Origin of the sequence: Vibrio spartinae (assembly GCF_024347135.1) — a bacterium.
Classification (GTDB): Bacteria; Pseudomonadota; Gammaproteobacteria; order Enterobacterales; family Vibrionaceae; genus Vibrio; species Vibrio spartinae.
Genome location: NZ_AP024907.1, coordinates 2,469,060 through 2,486,841, shown reverse-complemented (window position 1 = coordinate 2,486,841; position 17,782 = coordinate 2,469,060). Strand labels below are relative to the sequence as shown.

General features: G+C 44.9%; 14 protein-coding genes. 9 read left to right on the top strand and 5 right to left on the bottom strand.

Features of this window, described 5'->3' with window-relative positions; all coding sequences use genetic code 11:
- Positions 1-15: 15 nt before the first annotated feature.
- Positions 16-1,455 carry a sucrose-specific PTS transporter subunit IIBC gene (locus OCU60_RS10860; protein ID WP_074373377.1) on the bottom strand — a complete coding sequence of 480 codons (1,440 nt, stop codon included), beginning with the start codon at positions 1,453-1,455 and terminating at the stop codon, positions 16-18.
- Between the two features lie 270 nt (positions 1,456-1,725).
- On the opposite strand from OCU60_RS10860, the gene OCU60_RS10855 reads away from it, so the two are divergent.
- Both OCU60_RS10855 and OCU60_RS10850 read left to right on the top strand, forming a co-directional pair.
- Positions 1,726-2,712, top strand: a complete 987-nt coding sequence (locus OCU60_RS10855) for a LacI family DNA-binding transcriptional regulator (protein ID WP_074373378.1) — start codon at positions 1,726-1,728, stop codon at positions 2,710-2,712.
- Positions 2,713-2,839: 127 nt separating this feature from the next.
- Entirely contained in the window at positions 2,840-4,468 is a 1,629-nt protein-coding gene (locus OCU60_RS10850; protein ID WP_074373379.1) for a glycoside hydrolase family 32 protein, read from the top strand.
- A 55-nt stretch (positions 4,469-4,523) separates the two neighbouring features.
- On the opposite strand, the gene OCU60_RS10845 is transcribed toward OCU60_RS10850, so the two are convergent.
- Positions 4,524-5,447 carry an aminoimidazole riboside kinase gene (locus OCU60_RS10845; protein WP_074373380.1) on the bottom strand — a complete coding sequence of 308 codons (924 nt, stop codon included), beginning with the start codon at positions 5,445-5,447 and terminating at the stop codon, positions 4,524-4,526.
- A gap of 535 nt (positions 5,448-5,982) precedes the next feature.
- Here OCU60_RS10845 and OCU60_RS10840 point away from each other — a divergent pair.
- Complete coding sequence (locus OCU60_RS10840; protein ID WP_074373381.1) at positions 5,983-6,930, top strand: glutathione S-transferase family protein; 948 nt, start codon at positions 5,983-5,985, stop codon at positions 6,928-6,930.
- A 103-nt stretch (positions 6,931-7,033) separates the two neighbouring features.
- On the opposite strand, the gene pta is transcribed toward OCU60_RS10840, so the two are convergent.
- Together pta and OCU60_RS10830 are read right to left on the bottom strand one after the other, a co-directional pair.
- Positions 7,034-9,178 (bottom strand): phosphate acetyltransferase, encoded by a 2,145-nt coding sequence (pta, locus tag OCU60_RS10835; RefSeq protein WP_074373382.1) that lies wholly within the window; start codon positions 9,176-9,178, stop codon positions 7,034-7,036.
- A 137-nt stretch (positions 9,179-9,315) separates the two neighbouring features.
- Entirely contained in the window at positions 9,316-10,512 is a 1,197-nt protein-coding gene (locus OCU60_RS10830) for an acetate kinase (protein ID WP_074373383.1), read from the bottom strand.
- 338 nt (positions 10,513-10,850) lie between these two features.
- Here OCU60_RS10830 and yfbV point away from each other — a divergent pair, with 338 nt between their 5' ends.
- The 6 genes from yfbV (at position 10,851) to OCU60_RS10800 (ending at position 16,713) form a co-directional block, all read left to right on the top strand.
- Positions 10,851-11,303 carry a terminus macrodomain insulation protein YfbV gene (yfbV, locus tag OCU60_RS10825; RefSeq protein ID WP_074373384.1) on the top strand — a complete coding sequence of 151 codons (453 nt, stop codon included), beginning with the start codon at positions 10,851-10,853 and terminating at the stop codon, positions 11,301-11,303.
- Between the two features lie 270 nt (positions 11,304-11,573).
- A complete protein-coding gene (locus tag OCU60_RS10820) occupies positions 11,574-12,539 on the top strand; it encodes an ABC transporter substrate-binding protein (RefSeq protein ID WP_074373385.1) in 966 nt (321 codons plus the stop codon).
- A gap of 61 nt (positions 12,540-12,600) precedes the next feature.
- Positions 12,601-13,497: an ABC transporter permease gene (locus OCU60_RS10815; RefSeq protein ID WP_074373386.1), complete on the top strand. Its 897-nt coding sequence runs from the start codon at positions 12,601-12,603 to the stop codon at positions 13,495-13,497.
- Positions 13,494-14,288, top strand: a complete 795-nt coding sequence (locus tag OCU60_RS10810; protein WP_074373387.1) for an ABC transporter ATP-binding protein — start codon at positions 13,494-13,496, stop codon at positions 14,286-14,288. The genes OCU60_RS10815 and OCU60_RS10810 overlap by 4 nt, the downstream gene beginning before the upstream one ends.
- 242 nt (positions 14,289-14,530) lie before the next feature.
- Complete coding sequence (locus OCU60_RS10805; protein ID WP_074373388.1) at positions 14,531-15,046, top strand: putative periplasmic lipoprotein; 516 nt, start codon at positions 14,531-14,533, stop codon at positions 15,044-15,046.
- A 206-nt stretch (positions 15,047-15,252) separates the two neighbouring features.
- The gene (locus OCU60_RS10800) at positions 15,253-16,713 is read left to right on the top strand and encodes a sensor domain-containing diguanylate cyclase (RefSeq protein ID WP_074373389.1); all 1,461 of its coding nucleotides are present in this window, start codon (positions 15,253-15,255) and stop codon (positions 16,711-16,713) included.
- 31 nt (positions 16,714-16,744) lie between these two features.
- On the opposite strand, the gene dusC is transcribed toward OCU60_RS10800, so the two are convergent.
- A complete protein-coding gene (gene dusC, locus OCU60_RS10795) occupies positions 16,745-17,704 on the bottom strand; it encodes a tRNA dihydrouridine(16) synthase DusC (RefSeq protein WP_074373390.1) in 960 nt (319 codons plus the stop codon).
- Positions 17,705-17,782 lie beyond the last annotated feature (78 nt).

Genomic DNA, 17,782 nt, shown 5'->3' with positions numbered 1-17,782 from the left:
GAGTAGTGGAGTTGGCTAAGCCACAGCTTTCGTCTGCTGTTTTGCTTTGTTTCTCACACCTAGAGCATAAGTAAGTCCGAAGGCCGTAATAAACGAAATTACCATACCAATTATATAATAGCTGAGTTTTGCCGGATTGATGGAAATAATTCCCGGTAAACCCGCAGCTCCCAGTGCATGTGCTTTAACATGGAAAAAGGTAATGAAAGCACTGGAGATTGCCGAACCGGTGATTGCTGCAATGAAAGGATAGCGCATTTTTAAGTTAACACCGAACATTGCTGGTTCTGTGATACCGAGTAGTGCTGTAATCCCTGATGGGATTGCAATCCCTTTTAGTTTTTGATCCCGGGTCATCATACCGACAGCGAGAGATGCCGCCCCCTGAGCAACATTGGACATCGCTGCGATTGGGAAGATAAATGTACCGCCCGTGACTGCGACATCAGCCAAAAGTTGCGTTTCAATCGCAATGAAACTGTGATGCATACCGGTAATCACGAAAGGCGCATAGATTAAGCCAAAAATTGCCCCGCCGATGAAACCTGCTGATTCGTATAACCAGTTCAGACCGTCACCTAATAAGAAACCTAAATCTCGTGTGAACGGGCCGACGACTGTGAAAGTGAGGAAGCCAGTCACGAACAGTGCCAGTAGTGGTGTGAGCAGATTATCCAGAACTGAAGGGATCACTCTCCGCAGGCTATTTTCAATCTTCGCCAGAATAAATGCACAAACAAGAACCGGGAGTACCGAGCCTTGATAGCCGACTTTCTGAATCTCGAAGCCTAAAATATTCCATGTCGGAATTGTACCGTGGACGGACGCACTACCGAATCCCCAACCATTGAGTAAATCCGGGTGAACCATCAGCATCCCCAGTGCGGCACCAAGGAAAGGGTTACCTCCGAATTTTTTGGTTGCGGAGAATGCCAGTAAAATGGGTAAATAAACAAATGGCGCATTGGCAAAAGTATTGATCATGCTGGCAAGGTCAGCCAGTCCCGGATTGGCGTCAATCAACGACTGCCCATCAATGAACAGACCCTTGGCCGTGAGGACATTAAATATCCCCATCAATAAACCACCGGCAACAATTGCAGGAATAATGGGGATGAAAATATCAGACAGACCTTTGACTGCACGCTGGACAATATTCTGTTTTTTGGCACCAGCTTGTGCCACATCATTGGTTGACATCTCAGCCATGCCGGTTGCTTCTGACATGGCTGCATACACTTGATTGACAATTCCGGAACCAAAAATGATTTGGTATTGCCCTGCGACTTTAAATTGACCTTTGACGCCTTCGATTTCGCTAATTGCATCTTCATTGATCACTGATTCGTCTTTGAGTGCTAGTCTTAAACGAGTTGCACAATGTGCCAATGCTTGGATGTTCTGTTTGCCACCCAGATGCTCTAGCAGCTGTTTCGCGATAACTGGATAGTCCATAACTTACTCCGATTCTGTTATTGGATAATATTTTTGTGTACAAATAATTTTATGTTTTGGGAACGTTTGCAATTTGGATTTTTGTCAATAATTAACAAATGGTCAAAACCATGTGGACTATTATGTGAGTCAGATCGCTAATGGAGCGACGAATTATGATGAAAACAAGGGTAAAATCACGTTGTCACGATTGAAGGTGACACTTTATCCCCAGTTTTTGTAGGCACCTGGGTGTGATTGCAATAGATTCCAAAGGTATAAGGAAGCGGAATGGCGAGTTTACATGATGTCGCAAGGTTGGCTGGTGTTTCAAAATCAACAGTTTCACGTGTGATTAACAATGAATATGGCGTGAAAAAAGCGACTAAGATCAAGGTATTAGAAGCTGTTTCTCAATGTGGGTATGTAGTCAATCAGGTCGCAAAAGATTTAAAATCCCAGAAAACGAATCTTATTGGTGTCATTGTTCCGCGGGTTTCATCACATGCAACTGCACAGGGTGTCGACGGCTTGACAGCTATTTTTGAACCTGCGGGAAAACATGTTCTGCTGGCCAATACCCATCAGAATCATAGTAAAGAGCTTGAGTATATCCAGATTTTTAACCAGAAGCGGGTTGAAGGGATTGTGTTTTTTGCGACACATTTGGATATGCCATTGATTAAAGCCATCCAACAGTCATCCGTCCCCGTGGTGCTCATCGGTCAGGATGGCTCTTTATATGACATTCCCAGTATTCTCCATGATGATTTTCGCGTCGGCTATGAAGCCGGGCAGCGTTTACTCGCGCAAGGATGTCAACAGATTGGGTTTATTGGTGTACAAACGGATGACCTTGCCGTCGATGAGCTCCGATCCCAGGGGCTGGAAAAGTCTTTGCAAATGCATCATCAACAAGTCATCTTTCATGCCCACGGTGACTTCTCGATTGAATCCGGTTATCAGCTGGCACGTGAGTTTTTACAGGCATATCCGGCAACCGATGGACTATTTTGTGCGACAGACCGAATTGCTGTCGGGGCGATTAAAGCGATGCGGGAGATGGGGATTCCAGCCGGAGAGCAGGTCAAAGTGCTGGGGGTTGGTAATGATGAGTTGGCGTATATCAGTAGTCCATCACTTTCAACGTTTAATTACGCTTTCGACAAAGCCGGAGAAAATGCAGCGAGAATGCTGCTCGACCGAATTGAGGGGCGTGGTAAAGAAATGAGCAAAGTCGTGTTGACCTTCGAGAATATTGATCGTGAAACCTGTTGACTCGTGAAGAGTTGTGCCAATGTTCACATAATACGAATTTGGTATGACCAATTCGTCGTGTTCTCTTGCATTTTTTGAACAGATCTATATTTTGAGAACGTTCCCAGAAATATAGGATTATCGATACATGTGCTTAGAAGATCTCATCGAGTTGGCTGGCGGCGTCAGTAATATCTACCGGGTACTGTTGCCAGAACATCATGTTTCTCTCGCTGTCCGAGATCCGGATGTCATTCAGGATTTGCCTGCTGAGGTTGTGCTTGAAACCGTATTGGGAGAATGGCATCTCACCGACTTATCTGATGCGACCGTGAATGAAGATGCTTTATTCCGTCTGGGAAGAGCCATTGAAGCCCATCAAAGAACACCACTAATCGATTTGGCACAACCGGTTGCTTGTCATTATCGTCCGTCTTGGCATATCGCTCCCCCTCGCGGGTTATTGAATGATCCCAATGGATTTATCTTCCATGACGGGCAGTACCATCTATTCTACCAGTGGTCTCCAGTTGGCTGTGCCCATACGGATAAGTATTGGGTCCATACATTGAGTGACGATTTACTGAATTGGCGATGGGTTGATGTTGCGCTGACACCGTCAGATTGGTTCGATAGTCATGGTGTTTATTCTGGTCATGCCGTCAGTCTGGATAAGGCGTTGATGGTATTTTACACGGGGAATGTCAGGCTGGGTGAAGAGCGCTATCGTCAGACCATGCAGTGTGCCGCGATCTCACAAGCGGGAGAACCGCTACATAAAATTGGTCCTGTGATTCGGGAATTACCACCGGGCGTGACTGAGCACACCCGAGATCCGAAGATCATTTACCGAAATGGTAAATGGATGATGTTTCTCGGCACACAAACCACAGCGATGCAAGGTCGTTTAGCGGTTTACCATTCCACCGATCTCCGTCATTGGCAATTTGATAATCTGTATGGCCATGAACTTGGTGATTTTGGTTATATGTGGGAATGCCCGGATATTTTCAGTGTGAATGGTCAGGATTGTTTCGTTTTTGCACCGCAAGGGATTCAACCTGAAAGTGAATTAAATACCGTCCCACATCAGAATCGTATCGCTCTGGTGTCATTCAACGCACAGGATGAAATCTCAATTTCAAAACTGCAAGTGCTGGATCACGGCTTTGATTTTTATGCACCGCAGAGTATGGAAACGCCAGATGGACGACGAGTGATGTGCGGATGGATGGGATTACCGGATGAACTGAAGCATCCGACTTGTCGTTCTGGCTGGATTCACCAGCTAACGGCATTACGTGAGCTTGAATTCGTCGGTGGGAAGATTGTTCAGCACCCATTACGGGAATTGGCAGCGCTGCGGGGCGAATTACATCATATCCGCTTAGAAAATGATGCTGTCGATCTGAACACCAAAACGTTTGAGCTGTTTGCAGAACTTGAATGGGGAAGCCGGCTTCGTTTATTTGAAGACGAGCAGTTCTATATTGAGATTTATCTTGATCCGATTAAACATCGTTTATTGCTTGATCGTACCCATACTCAAATTGAGGAGGGGGATACTGTCCGTGAAGTTGAATTATCTTCCGGTAATGTCGCGTTACAGATTCTGGCTGATAATTCGTCACTGGAGATCTTTATCAATCATGGAGAAGCCGTGATGACGACTCGGGCCTTTACACCCGAGTCTGCCACCCGACTGTCCGTAAAAGATGCCACAGTGAATTTACAGGTTTACGAACTTCAGGCGCCAGTAATGCCTTATCGTTCATAACATCTTTCACATCACGGGTGAAGCAATCGCTTCACCCGTTTTTATCTGAAGTACATTAACTCATAATCAGTTCGAGTAGTTTATGACGATGCGGCAGAGCGGTCATGGCGCCTTTGTGTGTGGTAGCCAGACCGCCACAGCAATTACCCCATGTAACCGCATCAATGATCGTGGCTCGGTTTTTCCATTGTTCGAACTCAGATAAACGACAGAGCATCCCCCCAACAAATGCATCACCGGCACCAGTGGTATCAACGACATTGACTGGACGACTAGCTACTTTGAGCTGTTCTCCCTGACTGACTATCAGCGTCCCTTCTGCACCTAATGTAATGACAATCAAAGGGATAGAAAATTCAGCCAATGTTTGTAGGCCGGCTTCAATCGTTTCAGTCCCTGTCAGTAAAGTAAGTTCTTCTGCGGAAAATTTGACCACATCAGCTTGATGCACGGCTTGCATAACGGTCGGAATCATTTCGTCAGGATTTGACCAGACTTCTTCTCTCAAATTTGGATCAAAACTGAATGAGCCACCGGCTTGTTTGATCTGTTGAATGGCTGCGAGTGTTGAACTTCGACTGGGTTCATTTGCCAGCGCAATGGAACACACATGCAACCATTCATTTTGTTGAAACTGCGGAATATCATTGGTCGTTAAAAATTGATCAGCGCTTGGTTTTACCATGAATGTGAAACTACGTTCACCGTGATCATCTAAATCGACGACAACAGTGGAAGTTCGCTGCGCTTTATCAAGCAGTAAATAATTGGTATTGACCGATTCTTCAGTCAACACCTGTTGCATAAATTTACCCATCGGGTCAAAACCGACGCGGCCGAAAAAAGCACTTTTTCCACCTAAACGAGCGATAGCAACAGCGACATTTGCCGGTGCACCTCCCGGGCATCTTAAATAATGAGATTCACCGTCAGGGATTAAATCAACGACAGCATCTCCGGTTAACCATATTGTATTCACTGTGATGTCTCCTGTGTATTACACGGTTATTATTTTACCTGAATATATCAACACGATCACGTATTATTATGATAATAATAACATTATTTTATCGTTATTTATCAGTATCTTATATTTATTTTGTGGTACTGATTGAAGACCTTGCTTGCTCGCTTTGAAAGCCCGCGGACAGCGAACTGATAAGGTCTTATTTTATGGGAAGACTGATTCATTTCTCAAACGTTTAATTATTATTTGATTCGTTTTTTATGTGGATTTTTATTATTTTTCATCTTATTTGAATGATGTTTTTTATACATCACAGACTGGGTTGGTGATTATTTTTTCGATATTTTAAAATGATGTGAATAATATAATTCACCATTGATGATTTATTTTTATACGTTTTATTGACATGCTTTTTATTGAAATAGTTTTATTTAGATGTCGTTGGTCGTTCATTCGAATTATTTGAATATGAAAGCCAGAGATGGTGAGTGTTGAACCGGGTTGTATTTTCCTATAATCGACTTATACAGAGATAAGGGGGGAATGTATGGGAAAGCTTATTGAAGGTACATGGCATGATGTTTGGTACGACACCAAGAGCCAGCAAGGGCGTTTTGTTCGTGAGGATGCAGGATTTCGTCATTGGGTCAGGCATGATCCTGATGCACCGTTTCAGCCAGAATCCGGACGTTACCACCTGTATGTCTCTCTTGCTTGTCCGTGGGCGCATCGCACCCTGATTTTCCGTCAGCTTAAAGCGTTGAATGACCATATTGATGTCACGATTGTTTGTCCGGATATGATGTCGGAAGGATGGACATTCGGGATTCCTGAGCCGCTTTTCGGTCATACCCGCTTACATCAGATCTATACGCGGGCAAAACCGGATTATACCGGTCGGGTGACCGTTCCTGTCCTTTGGGATAAAAAGACTAATACGATTGTAAGTAATGAGTCGTCTGAAATTATCCGGATGTTTAACAGTGAGTTTAACCACCTGACCGGAAATTCGCTGGATTTTTATCCGAAAGCATTACAAGCCGCGATTGATCAGTGGAATGACCGCATCTATCCGGATGTGAATAATGGTGTCTACCGCTGTGGGTTTGCAACCACTCAGGATGCTTATGAAGAAGCGTATGAATCGTTATTTGAGGCACTGGATAAGATCGATGCTCACCTTGCCGGTAGCCGCTATCTGGTTGGTCAACAGTTGACTGAAGCGGATTGGCGATTATTTACGACATTGATTCGTTTCGATGCAGTCTATGTCGGACATTTCAAATGTAATAAACAGCGTATTGCCGATTACCAGCATTTATCCGGGTATCTGAGAGAGCTGTATCAAATTCCGGGGATTCAAGATACGACAGATTTTTATCATATTAAGCGGCATTATTACTTTAGTCATACAGGGATTAATCCGACACAGGTGGTTCCCGCTGGCCCTGAGTTGGATTTACTGTCTCCGCATGGCAGAGCACATCTCACTTGATGGTAAGCAGATATCAGCGCTAACCTATGCTGATTCTGGATGACAATATAAAAAAGCCCTCGCTTCAAAACTTGAAGTGAGGGCTTTTTTTACGAACCAGACATTATTGCTGTTCTTGGCTCGCCTGAATCGCTGTCAGAGCGATGGTATAGACAATATCGTCTACCAAAGCACCACGAGACAGATCGTTAACAGGTTTACGCATGCCTTGCAGCATTGGACCGATAGAGACCAAATCAGCAGAGCGCTGTACCGCTTTGTAGGTTGTATTCCCTGTATTCAGATCAGGGAAGACAAATACCGTCGCTTTACCTGCAACCGGGGAGTCTGGTGCTTTCGACGCGGCAACGTTTTCCATGATTGCGGCATCGTATTGAAGCGGACCATCAATGATTAAATCAGGACGTTTTTCTTGTGCGATGCGTGTTGCTTCACGAACTTTATCAACATCCGCACCCTGACCAGAAGTTCCTGTCGAGTAAGAAATCATTGCAACACGTGGTTCAATACCAAACGCAATCGCAGAATCAGCAGATTGAATTGCTATTTCAGCCAGTTGTTCTGAATTTGGATCCGGGTTGATGGCGCAGTCTCCATAAACCAGAACCTGATCCGGAAGCAACATGAAGAAGATTGAAGACACGAGCGAAGCATTCGGTGCGGTCTTAATCAGCTGTAACGGTGGGCGAATTGTATTTGCCGTTGTATGCACAGCACCGGAAACCAAGCCGTCAACTTCACCTTTTTCCAGCATCATCGTTCCCAGAACAACCGTATCTTTTAACTGTTCTCTGGCGACAACTTCGGTCATACCTTTGTTTTTACGCAGTTCAACCAAACGTTCGACATACTCTTCACGCGCATCACTTGGGTTGATGATGGTGATACCAGTACCCAAGTCAACACCTTGTTGGATGGCGATGCGTTTGATCTCTTCTGGATTACCCAACAGAACACATTCTGCAATGCCGCGCTCAGCACAAATCGATGCCGCTTTAACGGTACGAGGTTCATCACCTTCAGGTAAAACAATCCGTTTGTTCGCACGGCGTGCAAATTCAGTGAGCTGGTAGCGGAAAGCCGGTGGACTGAGGCGACGAACACCTTGTGTACCTTCAGTCAGGGAGTCGATCCACGGCCCGTCGATATGACTGGCCACATGCTCATTGACGAATTCGATCCGTTCTTTATCATCTGCCGGCACTTCGAGGCTGAAACTCTGTAAGTTCAGTGATGTTTGCCAGGTGTTACCCTGTGCTTTAAAGATCGGTAGACCCGATTCAAATGCCGGGCGACACAGATTCATGATCGTCTCTGGCATATCATAACCACCGGTCAGGAGAACCGCACCGATATCAACCCCATTCATTGCTGCCAGTGCTGCTGCAACCATGACGTCGGGGCGATCCGCTGAAGTTACCAATAGTGAACCCGGTTTGAAATGCTCAATCATGTTTGGTAGTGAGCGGGCACAGAAGGTAATACTTTTGATCCGGCGCGTGTTGATTTCACCTTTGTTGATGATTTCTGCATTCAGGTGCTTCGCCATATCAATCGCACGCGTTGCAATCAGATCAATACGCCATGGCACACAACCCAGCACTCGAATCGGACTGGAATTGAAGATTTGCATGACTTCAAGGTTGGTCTGTTTGGCTTGATCACTATCGTCAAAAATTTCTGACAAATCTGGTCGGGTACGGCCGTCTTCATCAACGGGCGCATTGAGTTTGTTGATGATAACACCAGAAATATTGTTATTCTTCGTGCCACCAAAGTTTGAACAAGCAACTTCAATCCGTTCTTTCAATTGTGTGGGATTGTTTGTTCCGGGTGTAGCGACAAAGACAATTTCAGCACCGAGGGTTTTGGCAACTTCAGCGTTGACTTGATTGGCGAACGGATGTTTCCGCGTTGGGACAAGACCTTCAATCAGCGTGACTTCGGAATCTTTGTTCACTTGATTATATCTTTCCACGATGGTCTCAAGGAGAACATCCATCTGTTCACTACCAATGAGTGTCTCAACCTTTGACATCTGCATGGGATCAGCAATTTTTATATCGCTGCTTGAACTTAAAATGGCTGAAGTCAGATCCGGCTGGTCTCCGCCGTGACGAGGCTGGGCAATTGGCTTGAAAAAAGAGACCTTAACACCTTTGCGCTCCATCGCGCGGATTACCCCGAGACTGACACTGGTTAAACCAACACCGGCACTGATAGGGATCAGCATAATAGTACGAGACATGAGTAGAGTACCTTTAGCTATTGATTGATTGCAATACAAATGAAAACTTGATTGCAGAAAGGAAAAAAGCTTAACGTATAGACGTTGTTAAGCCCCAGAACAAAACTGGCTAACTCATCGAGTTAGCCAGTGTGACATTACAGACCTGCGAGTTTTGCAGTGTCTTCAGCGATGACCAACTCTTCATTGGTAGAGATGACCATTGCTGGAATTCGACTCTCTTCGGTGGTGATTGTACCTTCACCACCGAAGCGGGCTTTCAGGTTCGCTTCTTGGTTCAACTGAATACCAAAAATGCTTAAACGATTTAACACCATTTCACGAATCGGTGCTGAGTTTTCACCAATACCGCCGGTAAATACGATAGCATCCAGACGACCATCCATACTTGCAGTGAAACCTGCAACATATTTTGCCAGACGATGACAGAATACATCCATTGCGCGGGTTGCATCTTCTTTTGTACCGTAGTTTTCTTCAACGTAACGACAGTCAGAAGTGACTTCAGTCAGACCTAGCAATCCGGATTCTCTCGTCAGCATGGTGTTGATTTCTTGAACGGAATAGCCGAGCGCATCATGCAAGTAGAAAACAATGGCTGGATCGATATCACCACAACGAGTCCCCATCACAAGACCTTCCAGCGGCGTAAGTCCCATCGATGTATCGACAGATTGACCGTTTTTGATCGCACACACTGAAGCACCATTGCCTAAGTGGCAGTTGATGATGTTCAGTTGGTCGCTTGGTTTACCCAGAAGCTTCGCAACTTCACGCGTAATAAACAGGTGAGATGTACCGTGCATCCCATAGCGGCGAATACCGTGTTCTTTGTAGAGCTTATATGGCAATGCATATAAAAATGATTCTTCCGGCATGGTCTGATGGAACGCGGTATCAAACACGACAACATTCTTCAGACTTGGAAATGATCTCTGTGCTGCTTTAATACCGATAACATGAGCATGGTTATGCAGTGGTGCAAAGGCGGCGGCTTCTTCGATACCTGTCAGGACGGAATCATCAACCAAAACAGATTGAGTGAAATGTTCTCCGCCATGGACAATTCGGTGACCGACGGCTGCCAGATTGTCTGCCAGTTCTGGTTTAGACGCGAGAATGGTTTCAACGATAAAAGCTAAAGCTTCTTCATGGGCAGCGCCATTTCCTAGTTGTGCTTCATGCTTGCCATCCAATTTCCATTTGATTCGAGCTTCTGGAAGGTGGAGACATTCAGCAAGACCGGTGAGATGCTCATTGCCATTTTCGGCATCAACGATCGCGAACTTAAGAGAAGAACTACCGCAGTTTAAAACTAAAACTAGCTTTGACATGAATAACTACCTGTATAATCGGTTTAGATAAAATCGGCTCCAAGAATAATACGACAAAGTGGGTCATAAACTAATCTTGGTCAAACAAACATCAACTTACGTCTACCTATCGTGATTGACTTAAAGGTTACACGTTTTATTATCGCCTAAATAAGTTTCAAAGTTGCTTAAATCACAAATCAAGGCAACAATGAGAGTAAGGCGCGCAAAGGATAGCGATGTTCGATCATTATAACAAAAAAAATTGAACAAATATTAATTTTGGACAAGATTTTACGGGATTAGTTGAAGATTTCAATTATTCTTATAATTTGTCTGCCAGTGAGTGAGAAAAGCCAATGAGCCATAATGCAGGATTGATCCATAATCTGAGAGATGGGCAAAAGTACATGGATATCTGGCCAATGCGTAAAGAGTTAGCCCCGATATTCCCTGAGCAACGGATCATTAAAGCGACTCGTTTTGCGGTGAAGGTCATGCCAGCAGTGGCAGCGATTAGTGTACTGACCCAAATGGTTTTTCATAATGTCGGAGCCGTGCCGCAAGCGATTGTCATTGCTTTGTTTGCGATCAGCCTTCCCTTGCAAGGGATATGGTGGTTAGGCAACCGGGCTAACACACGATTGCCACCTTCTCTGGCAGAATGGTATCGCGAGCTACATCAAAAGATTGTCGAGACTGGCTTTGCATTAGAACCGGTGAAGGCAAAACCCAGATACAAAGAGTTGGCTCAGATATTAAATAAGGCTTTTCGCCAGTTAGATAAATCAGCTCTCGACCGCTGGTTTTAATTTCTGCTCATCGACATTTCTTCTATTTCATAGTCTTTCGTAATAAAAGGCTATGAATTCTATTTTATATTTGCACCCTGCCTGATTGTGATTTATGTATATATCTATCACTAGATTATTCTTCTGAGTGAACGAAGGTATAAATCACGCTTCCCTTTACTGTAACTTACTGGTAATAATGTTGTTCATTGCAGTTTGTAACGCAGTAATAACAAGTCAAATACATTAAACACAACATTAAAACTAATGCCTTAAATTTAAGGAGTCACGATGAAAGCAGGAAAACTTGCAGCAACCGCTGTTCTGGCCGGAGCAGCGCTCATTTCCTCAACCCATATTATGGCGAAAACGGCAAAAGTCGCCGTGTCACAGATCGTTGAACACCCAGCTTTGGATGCGACCCGTCAGGGGCTTCTGGATGGATTAAAAGCGAAAGGGTACATTGAAGGAAAAAATCTGGATTTTGAATATAAGACTGCACAAGGTAACCCAGCGATAGCCGTGCAGATCGCCAGACAGTTCGTCGGAGAACGTCCGGATGTTCTGGTCGGTATCGCAACGCCAACCGCTCAAGCTTTAGTTTCCGCAACCCGTTCTATTCCAATCGTTTTTACTGCGGTGACTGATCCTATTGGTGCGAAGCTGGTTAAAACCATGCAGCATCCGGGGAAAAATGTGACCGGTCTATCCGATCTCTCTCCGGTCAAACAACATGTCGCGCTGATTAAAGAATTGATGCCGAACGTAAAAACTATCGGTGTTGTTTACAATCCCGGGGAAGCGAACGCTGTCAGTTTGATTGCGCTGCTCAAACAGAGTGTCAAAGAAAATGGCTTGAAACTCGTCGAAGCAACCGCCTTGAAAAGTGCCGATGTACAGTCTGCGACACAAAGTATAGTTGAGAAGTCTGACATCATTTATGCCTTAATCGATAATACGGTTGCCAGTGCCATCGAAGGGATGATCGTGACGACCAATCAGGCGAAAACGCCCGTTTTTGGGGCGGCAACTTCCTATGTTGCTCGCGGGGCAATTGCGAGTCTTGGTTTTGATTACTATCAGATTGGTATGCAGACCGCTAATTATGTCGCCGAGATTCTGAACGGCAAAGATCCGGGCTCGATTGATGTCACTGTCGCAAAAGGCTCTGACTTGGTTGTGAATAAAACGGTTGCGGATAAGCTGGGCTTCAAGATTCCTCAATCCGTTCTGGATCGTGCAACCAGTATCAAATGATCACAACAATAAACGGGCTGGTTCACCAGCCCGCATTCAATAAGCAGAAAGGGAGTATGGAATGTCTGCTTTTGCCTTTTTTGGAGCTCTGGAGATAGGGCTGATTTATGGATTAGTTGCACTTGGCGTTTATTTGACGTTTCGAGTGCTTGATTTTCCTGATTTAAGTGTGGATGGCAGTTTCCCAATGGGGGCGGCGGTTGCTGCAACAGCGATTGTCGCGGGGATTAATCCATGGGTGGCAACCGGATTAGCCATGATTGCCGGTGCGATGACTGGCTGGGTAACCGCTTTTCTAACGGTTCGATTCGGTATCTTAAACTTACTGGCCTCGATCCTCACCATGATTGCCGCATTTTCAATCAATATTCGGATTATGGGACGTCCGAATCTGGCATTAATTGGTGAAGATACGATTTTGACGCCATTTGAAGCGATGGGGGATCCGATGTATATCCGTCCATTGGTCGTTGGTGTGCTGGTATTACTCTCCGCTTTATTTATTGTCCGCCTGCTGAACAGTGATTTTGGTTTAGGTCTGCGAGCCACGGGTGTGAATGCGCGTATGGTTGCCGCCCAGGGGGGCAGCACCGCGTTTTATACTTATTTTGGCTTGGCGCTGTCGAATGGTTTTGTCGGCTTTGCCGGTGCATTGTTCGCGCAGACCAACAGTTTTGCTGATGTAACCTCCGGTGTCGGAACCATTGTTGTCGGGCTGGCTGCGGTGATTCTGGGACAAACGCTCATTCCCGGAAGACGCATCTGGGTCGCCGTGATCGCGGTGATTCTTGGCTCAGTGCTTTATCGTCTCGCTGTCGCATTTGCGCTGAGTTCCGGCATGTTTGGTTTGCAGGCTTCCGATCTGAACCTTGTGACGGCTGTGTTGGTTGCGATTGCACTGATCATGCCGCGGATGAAGAAGAAAATGAAATCGAAACGGGCCGGAGGTGCTGCATGATTCGGCTGGAAAATATACAAGTGACTTTTAATCCGGGAACAATTCTGGAAAACCGCGCTTTGAAAGAGGTGTCTTTGACAGTGCCTGAACATCAGTTTCTGACGGTTATTGGTTCAAATGGTGCCGGGAAATCAACACTACTGGGCGCGGTGACTGGCGAAACGCCCATGGTTGGCGGCAAGGTGTTAATTGATGATATCGATGTGACGCGGCGAAGTGTTGATCAGCGTGCTAATTTTTGTGCACGTGTGTTTCAGGATCCACTTGCAGGAACCTGTGGCTCGTTGACCATTGAAGAGAATATGGCACTGGCTTACAAACGGGGGAGCCGTCGTAGTTGGAAATATGCACTTTCTGCCAAACGGCGTCGGTTGTTTCAGGAGCGTATAAGTATTTTGGGGCTGGGTCTGGAAGATCGGCTTGGTGACAGTATCGGTCTGCTATCCGGAGGACAGCGGCAGGCCGTGAGTCTGGTCATGGCAACGCTTGCAGAGAGTAAGTTACTACTATTGGATGAACACACAGCAGCACTGGATCCCCGGATGGCTGCATTCATTCTCGATCTGACGAATAAAATTGTGACAGAGTTTAATCTGACGGTGATGATGGTAACACATTCGATGAAAGATGCGCTGGCTTGTGGTGACCGGACGGTCATGCTCCATCAAGGTGAGATTGTACTCGATGTTGCGGGAGAGCAACGCCAACATATGGATGTGCCGGACTTACTGGACATGTTTTCTAAAGTCAGAGGTGAGACATTGGCTGATGATAGTTTACTCTTGAGTTAAGTGTGTTTTTGCTTTTCCCTTACAATTGAAAGTCCAAACCAGAAAGACACGCAATATTGCGTGTCTTTTTTCGTTGTCAGAAATCAAATGAGACAACAATGAATGAGTATCCTCATGATTTATAATGTTGATCTCTTTCACATTATTCTTGGTTTTTAATGGGAGCATTATCATACTTTATTGAATCTATTGATTTATTTCATGTATGATGCTTCGACTTATCATGGGGAATATCGATTAATATGAAAAATTTTTTGTCTCTAATACTGGTTACTTTTGTCCTGACAGGTTGTGCTGCGACGTCTTCACAAAACCGCTATATTACGGTTCAGGATAATGTCGTTTCTGCCGCATCCTACAATACTCGCATTGTACTCAGTGATGGCTTTGTATTAACTCATCAGGAAGATAATAGTGAGTTTAAAAAATTTAGCAATTCGACAGTTGATCAGGGAAATATCATCACGAAAACCATGGTGTTTGATAACGATAACATCGAAGTACGTGTTATTGATCAAACGACTGTCGATGTTAATTCTTACTGGACGCCTCGCTCCCATTTGATGGGTGACAAATATAAGAAATCAACTTTCTATCATGCAGGGAATAAATATTATATTCAGCAGTTTAAAAATAATGGTTATAACATGGAAGGTTATATCACTGCGGTTGGGCGTTATCAATTGAAAGTATATGTCGTTTATCCGGAAAGTATGGATGTCAACATCGATGATGTCCTGACCCTGACCGAAATGTAATGAGATAATTCTAGAGAGAAGTGCGTTGAGATAACGCACTTTTTATACAGATTGCTGAGCATATCCACCAATCGCATATAACAAAAGTCAATTCTTATTATCTTTTTATATCAAATTTTGATATAAAAAGATGCATTTCTAATTCCTGTTGTTCTTCTTTGTATTACGCTTAAAAGAACAACCTCTTACTTAGTGTATATCTGTGAATGAAGAAACGTTTTTCTATCAAAGGGCGATTACTGACCCCGCTTGTTTTTGCTTTGGCACTCGTAGGAATGCTGTTTGAAGGGCATATCAGACAATTGGAGAGAGAACTGGGTGAAGAGTACGAAAGAATTGAACGGGAATTCTTTCGCGCATCCAAGATGTTGACCATTTTGGATTATAGCTTGAATAACTACATCAAAGTCCGTCAGTCTCTGATACTGACGCATACGACAAAGATTGTGAACGGTGTATGCCAGATGCGGCCGAAGTTTGTGGCAACAGATGCAGAGGAGCGCTCCAATGCTCATATACAGGCACTTGAATACATTATTGTTGGCGATAAATCACTGTGTGACAAAAATAGCAAACTCCATCACGAAGTGGGATTCAGAATTGCACTGGCTCCCGTGATTTCATTGCTTCATGATTTGGATGATTATCTGGTCGGCGTTCATTATGTCGATCCGTCGGGGTATATCATTTCTTCTCCTGACACTCTTTCGGTTAATGCGACAACCGATGTGCTCGAACAAATTCAATCTCCAAACTGGGATGTGTATCAGGATCTGGGCGAAAATCAGCCGATTAACGTGCGTGGACCGATGGTATTCCAGGAGTTGCAATCGACAGAAGATCTCGTTTCTTTGATGTTGCCGGTTTACTCGGATCATCAGTTTGAAGGGGTCATTTCACTGAATATCATGCTAGATAAGCTGTTGAATACCAATCAACGTCTTGCGGGCAAGCTTCATTTTATTGATACACAGAGAGAGTCATTACCAACCAATGCTTTTCAACCTCACTCTCTTCAGGGGGAGGGGATCTCATTTCATCATGCCATGTATTACGATATGCGTTGGGGGAATGAGCTTTATCAGTTTGTCAGTCTGAAAAGAAAGACATTAACACTTATTACCGTCATGTATATACTCGCTGTGATGTCTTTGCTGTTTATGAATACCCGTCATGCGAAAAGTTATTATGAAGGACTTGCTGTTCGGGACCCATTGACAGGCCTGCGCAATCGGCGCGGATTTGAAGCCTTTATTGAACATTCACCGCATCAGTCTTATGTCGCGATCGCGATGATTGATATTGATAACTTTAAGGCGATCAATGATCATTTTGGTCATGATATCGGGGATGAGGTTATCCGTTATGTCGGTGATCAGGTTCGCTGCCATATTCGTGCTACCGATACGATTGCCCGTTATGGTGGCGAAGAGTTCGTTCTGTATCTGACGGCTGAACGTAAAAGTTATCTCAAGAAGACATTAACTCGCGTGAAAGATGCGTTGTGTGGCGAGTCTGGGACAATTGTGAAAGGTGGCTTTACGATCTCCGGTGGTGTCGAAATAGTGGCTTGTCGAGAGTTGAACGATATTGATGCCATCTTGAAATCAGCCGATGAAAAACTATACATCGCCAAAAAGAGTGGTAAAAATCAGCTGATTTTCTAAGGTTGTTGATGGGTGTGGCGCGAAAGCGAGCTCATACTGATTCCTGCGGTTGCCCGGATTGATGATGTTTAATCTGTTCAACAATCGATTCTACGCTCTTCAGGGTTCGGATCTCGTGAAATAAAGTGTGCGCCTGAGGGTAAACTTGCCGTAGATAAGCAAACCACTGTTTGATCCGGCTTGAATAGTATTTGCTCTTATCACCATTGACTTCACAGCGAGAATAAATCAGCAAGAGCTCAATGATCTGAGACCAAGAGAGCGGTGCATGATTGTATTTGATCATGTTGCCCAGATTCGGGCGATTTAACGCCCCGCGGCACACCATCAGGTTCTCGACACCGGTGACGTCAATACACCGCTGTGCATCGGCTGCATCCCATATTTCACCGTTGGCAATTAACGGCAGAGTGGTTTTTTTGCGAATCTGCTGAATATATTCCCACTTGATTTCACTGGCTTTATAGCCACCAGCTTTGGTTCGAGCATGAACGGTCAGTTCGTTTGCGCCAGCCTGCTCAATGGCATCGACAATCTCAAAACAGTCTTGAGGATTTTCTAATCCTAAGCGGATTTTTGCTGAAACGGGGATTTGCCCGGGGACGGCTTCCCGGCAGGCTTTGACGATCTGATAAATTAATTCCGGAAATTCCAGAAGTGCTGCGCCACCTTTGCTTTTGTTGACGGTTTTTGCCGGGCAACCGAAATTCAGGTCGATACCATGTGCCCCGAGTTCTGCAGCAAATGCAGCATTTTCCGCCATCCAGTCCGGGTCTTGTCCAAGTAATTGAATATTGACAGGAACGCCTGAACGAGTGCGGGAGCCGTGGTGTAGTTCAGGACAAAGACGATAGTAGACGTGTTTAGGCAGCAACTGATGGACAACCCGGACAAATTCTGTCACACATAGGTCATAATCATTCATTTCTGTCAGTATCTCTCGCATCAGATGATCGAGAACACCATCCATCGGGCCCAAAACAATACGCATAAGCTTCCGCTCTTCTTATCAGAGCGCGCGATTGTAATTGGGTCCGTCGCAAATGTCACGCCAGAATCTCTCCGCTGC

Excerpts from the sequence above, each read along its gene's own strand:
- OCU60_RS10860 (WP_074373377.1), bottom strand. The coding sequence starts at position 1,455 with ATGGACTATCCAGTTATCGCGAAACAGCTGCTAGAGCATCTGGGTGGC.
- OCU60_RS10855 (WP_074373378.1), top strand. The coding sequence starts at position 1,726 with ATGGCGAGTTTACATGATGTCGCAAGGTTGGCTGGTGTTTCAAAATCA.
- OCU60_RS10850 (WP_074373379.1), top strand. The coding sequence starts at position 2,840 with ATGTGCTTAGAAGATCTCATCGAGTTGGCTGGCGGCGTCAGTAATATC.
- OCU60_RS10840 (WP_074373381.1), top strand. The coding sequence starts at position 5,983 with ATGGGAAAGCTTATTGAAGGTACATGGCATGATGTTTGGTACGACACC.
- pta (WP_074373382.1), bottom strand. The coding sequence starts at position 9,178 with ATGTCTCGTACTATTATGCTGATCCCTATCAGTGCCGGTGTTGGTTTA.
- OCU60_RS10830 (WP_074373383.1), bottom strand. The coding sequence starts at position 10,512 with ATGTCAAAGCTAGTTTTAGTTTTAAACTGCGGTAGTTCTTCTCTTAAG.
- yfbV (WP_074373384.1), top strand. The coding sequence starts at position 10,851 with ATGAGCCATAATGCAGGATTGATCCATAATCTGAGAGATGGGCAAAAG.
- OCU60_RS10820 (WP_074373385.1), top strand. The coding sequence starts at position 11,574 with ATGAAAGCAGGAAAACTTGCAGCAACCGCTGTTCTGGCCGGAGCAGCG.
- OCU60_RS10815 (WP_074373386.1), top strand. The coding sequence starts at position 12,601 with ATGTCTGCTTTTGCCTTTTTTGGAGCTCTGGAGATAGGGCTGATTTAT.
- OCU60_RS10810 (WP_074373387.1), top strand. The coding sequence starts at position 13,494 with ATGATTCGGCTGGAAAATATACAAGTGACTTTTAATCCGGGAACAATT.
- OCU60_RS10805 (WP_074373388.1), top strand. The coding sequence starts at position 14,531 with ATGAAAAATTTTTTGTCTCTAATACTGGTTACTTTTGTCCTGACAGGT.
- OCU60_RS10800 (WP_074373389.1), top strand. The coding sequence starts at position 15,253 with ATGAAGAAACGTTTTTCTATCAAAGGGCGATTACTGACCCCGCTTGTT.
- dusC (WP_074373390.1), bottom strand. The coding sequence starts at position 17,704 with ATGCGTATTGTTTTGGGCCCGATGGATGGTGTTCTCGATCATCTGATG.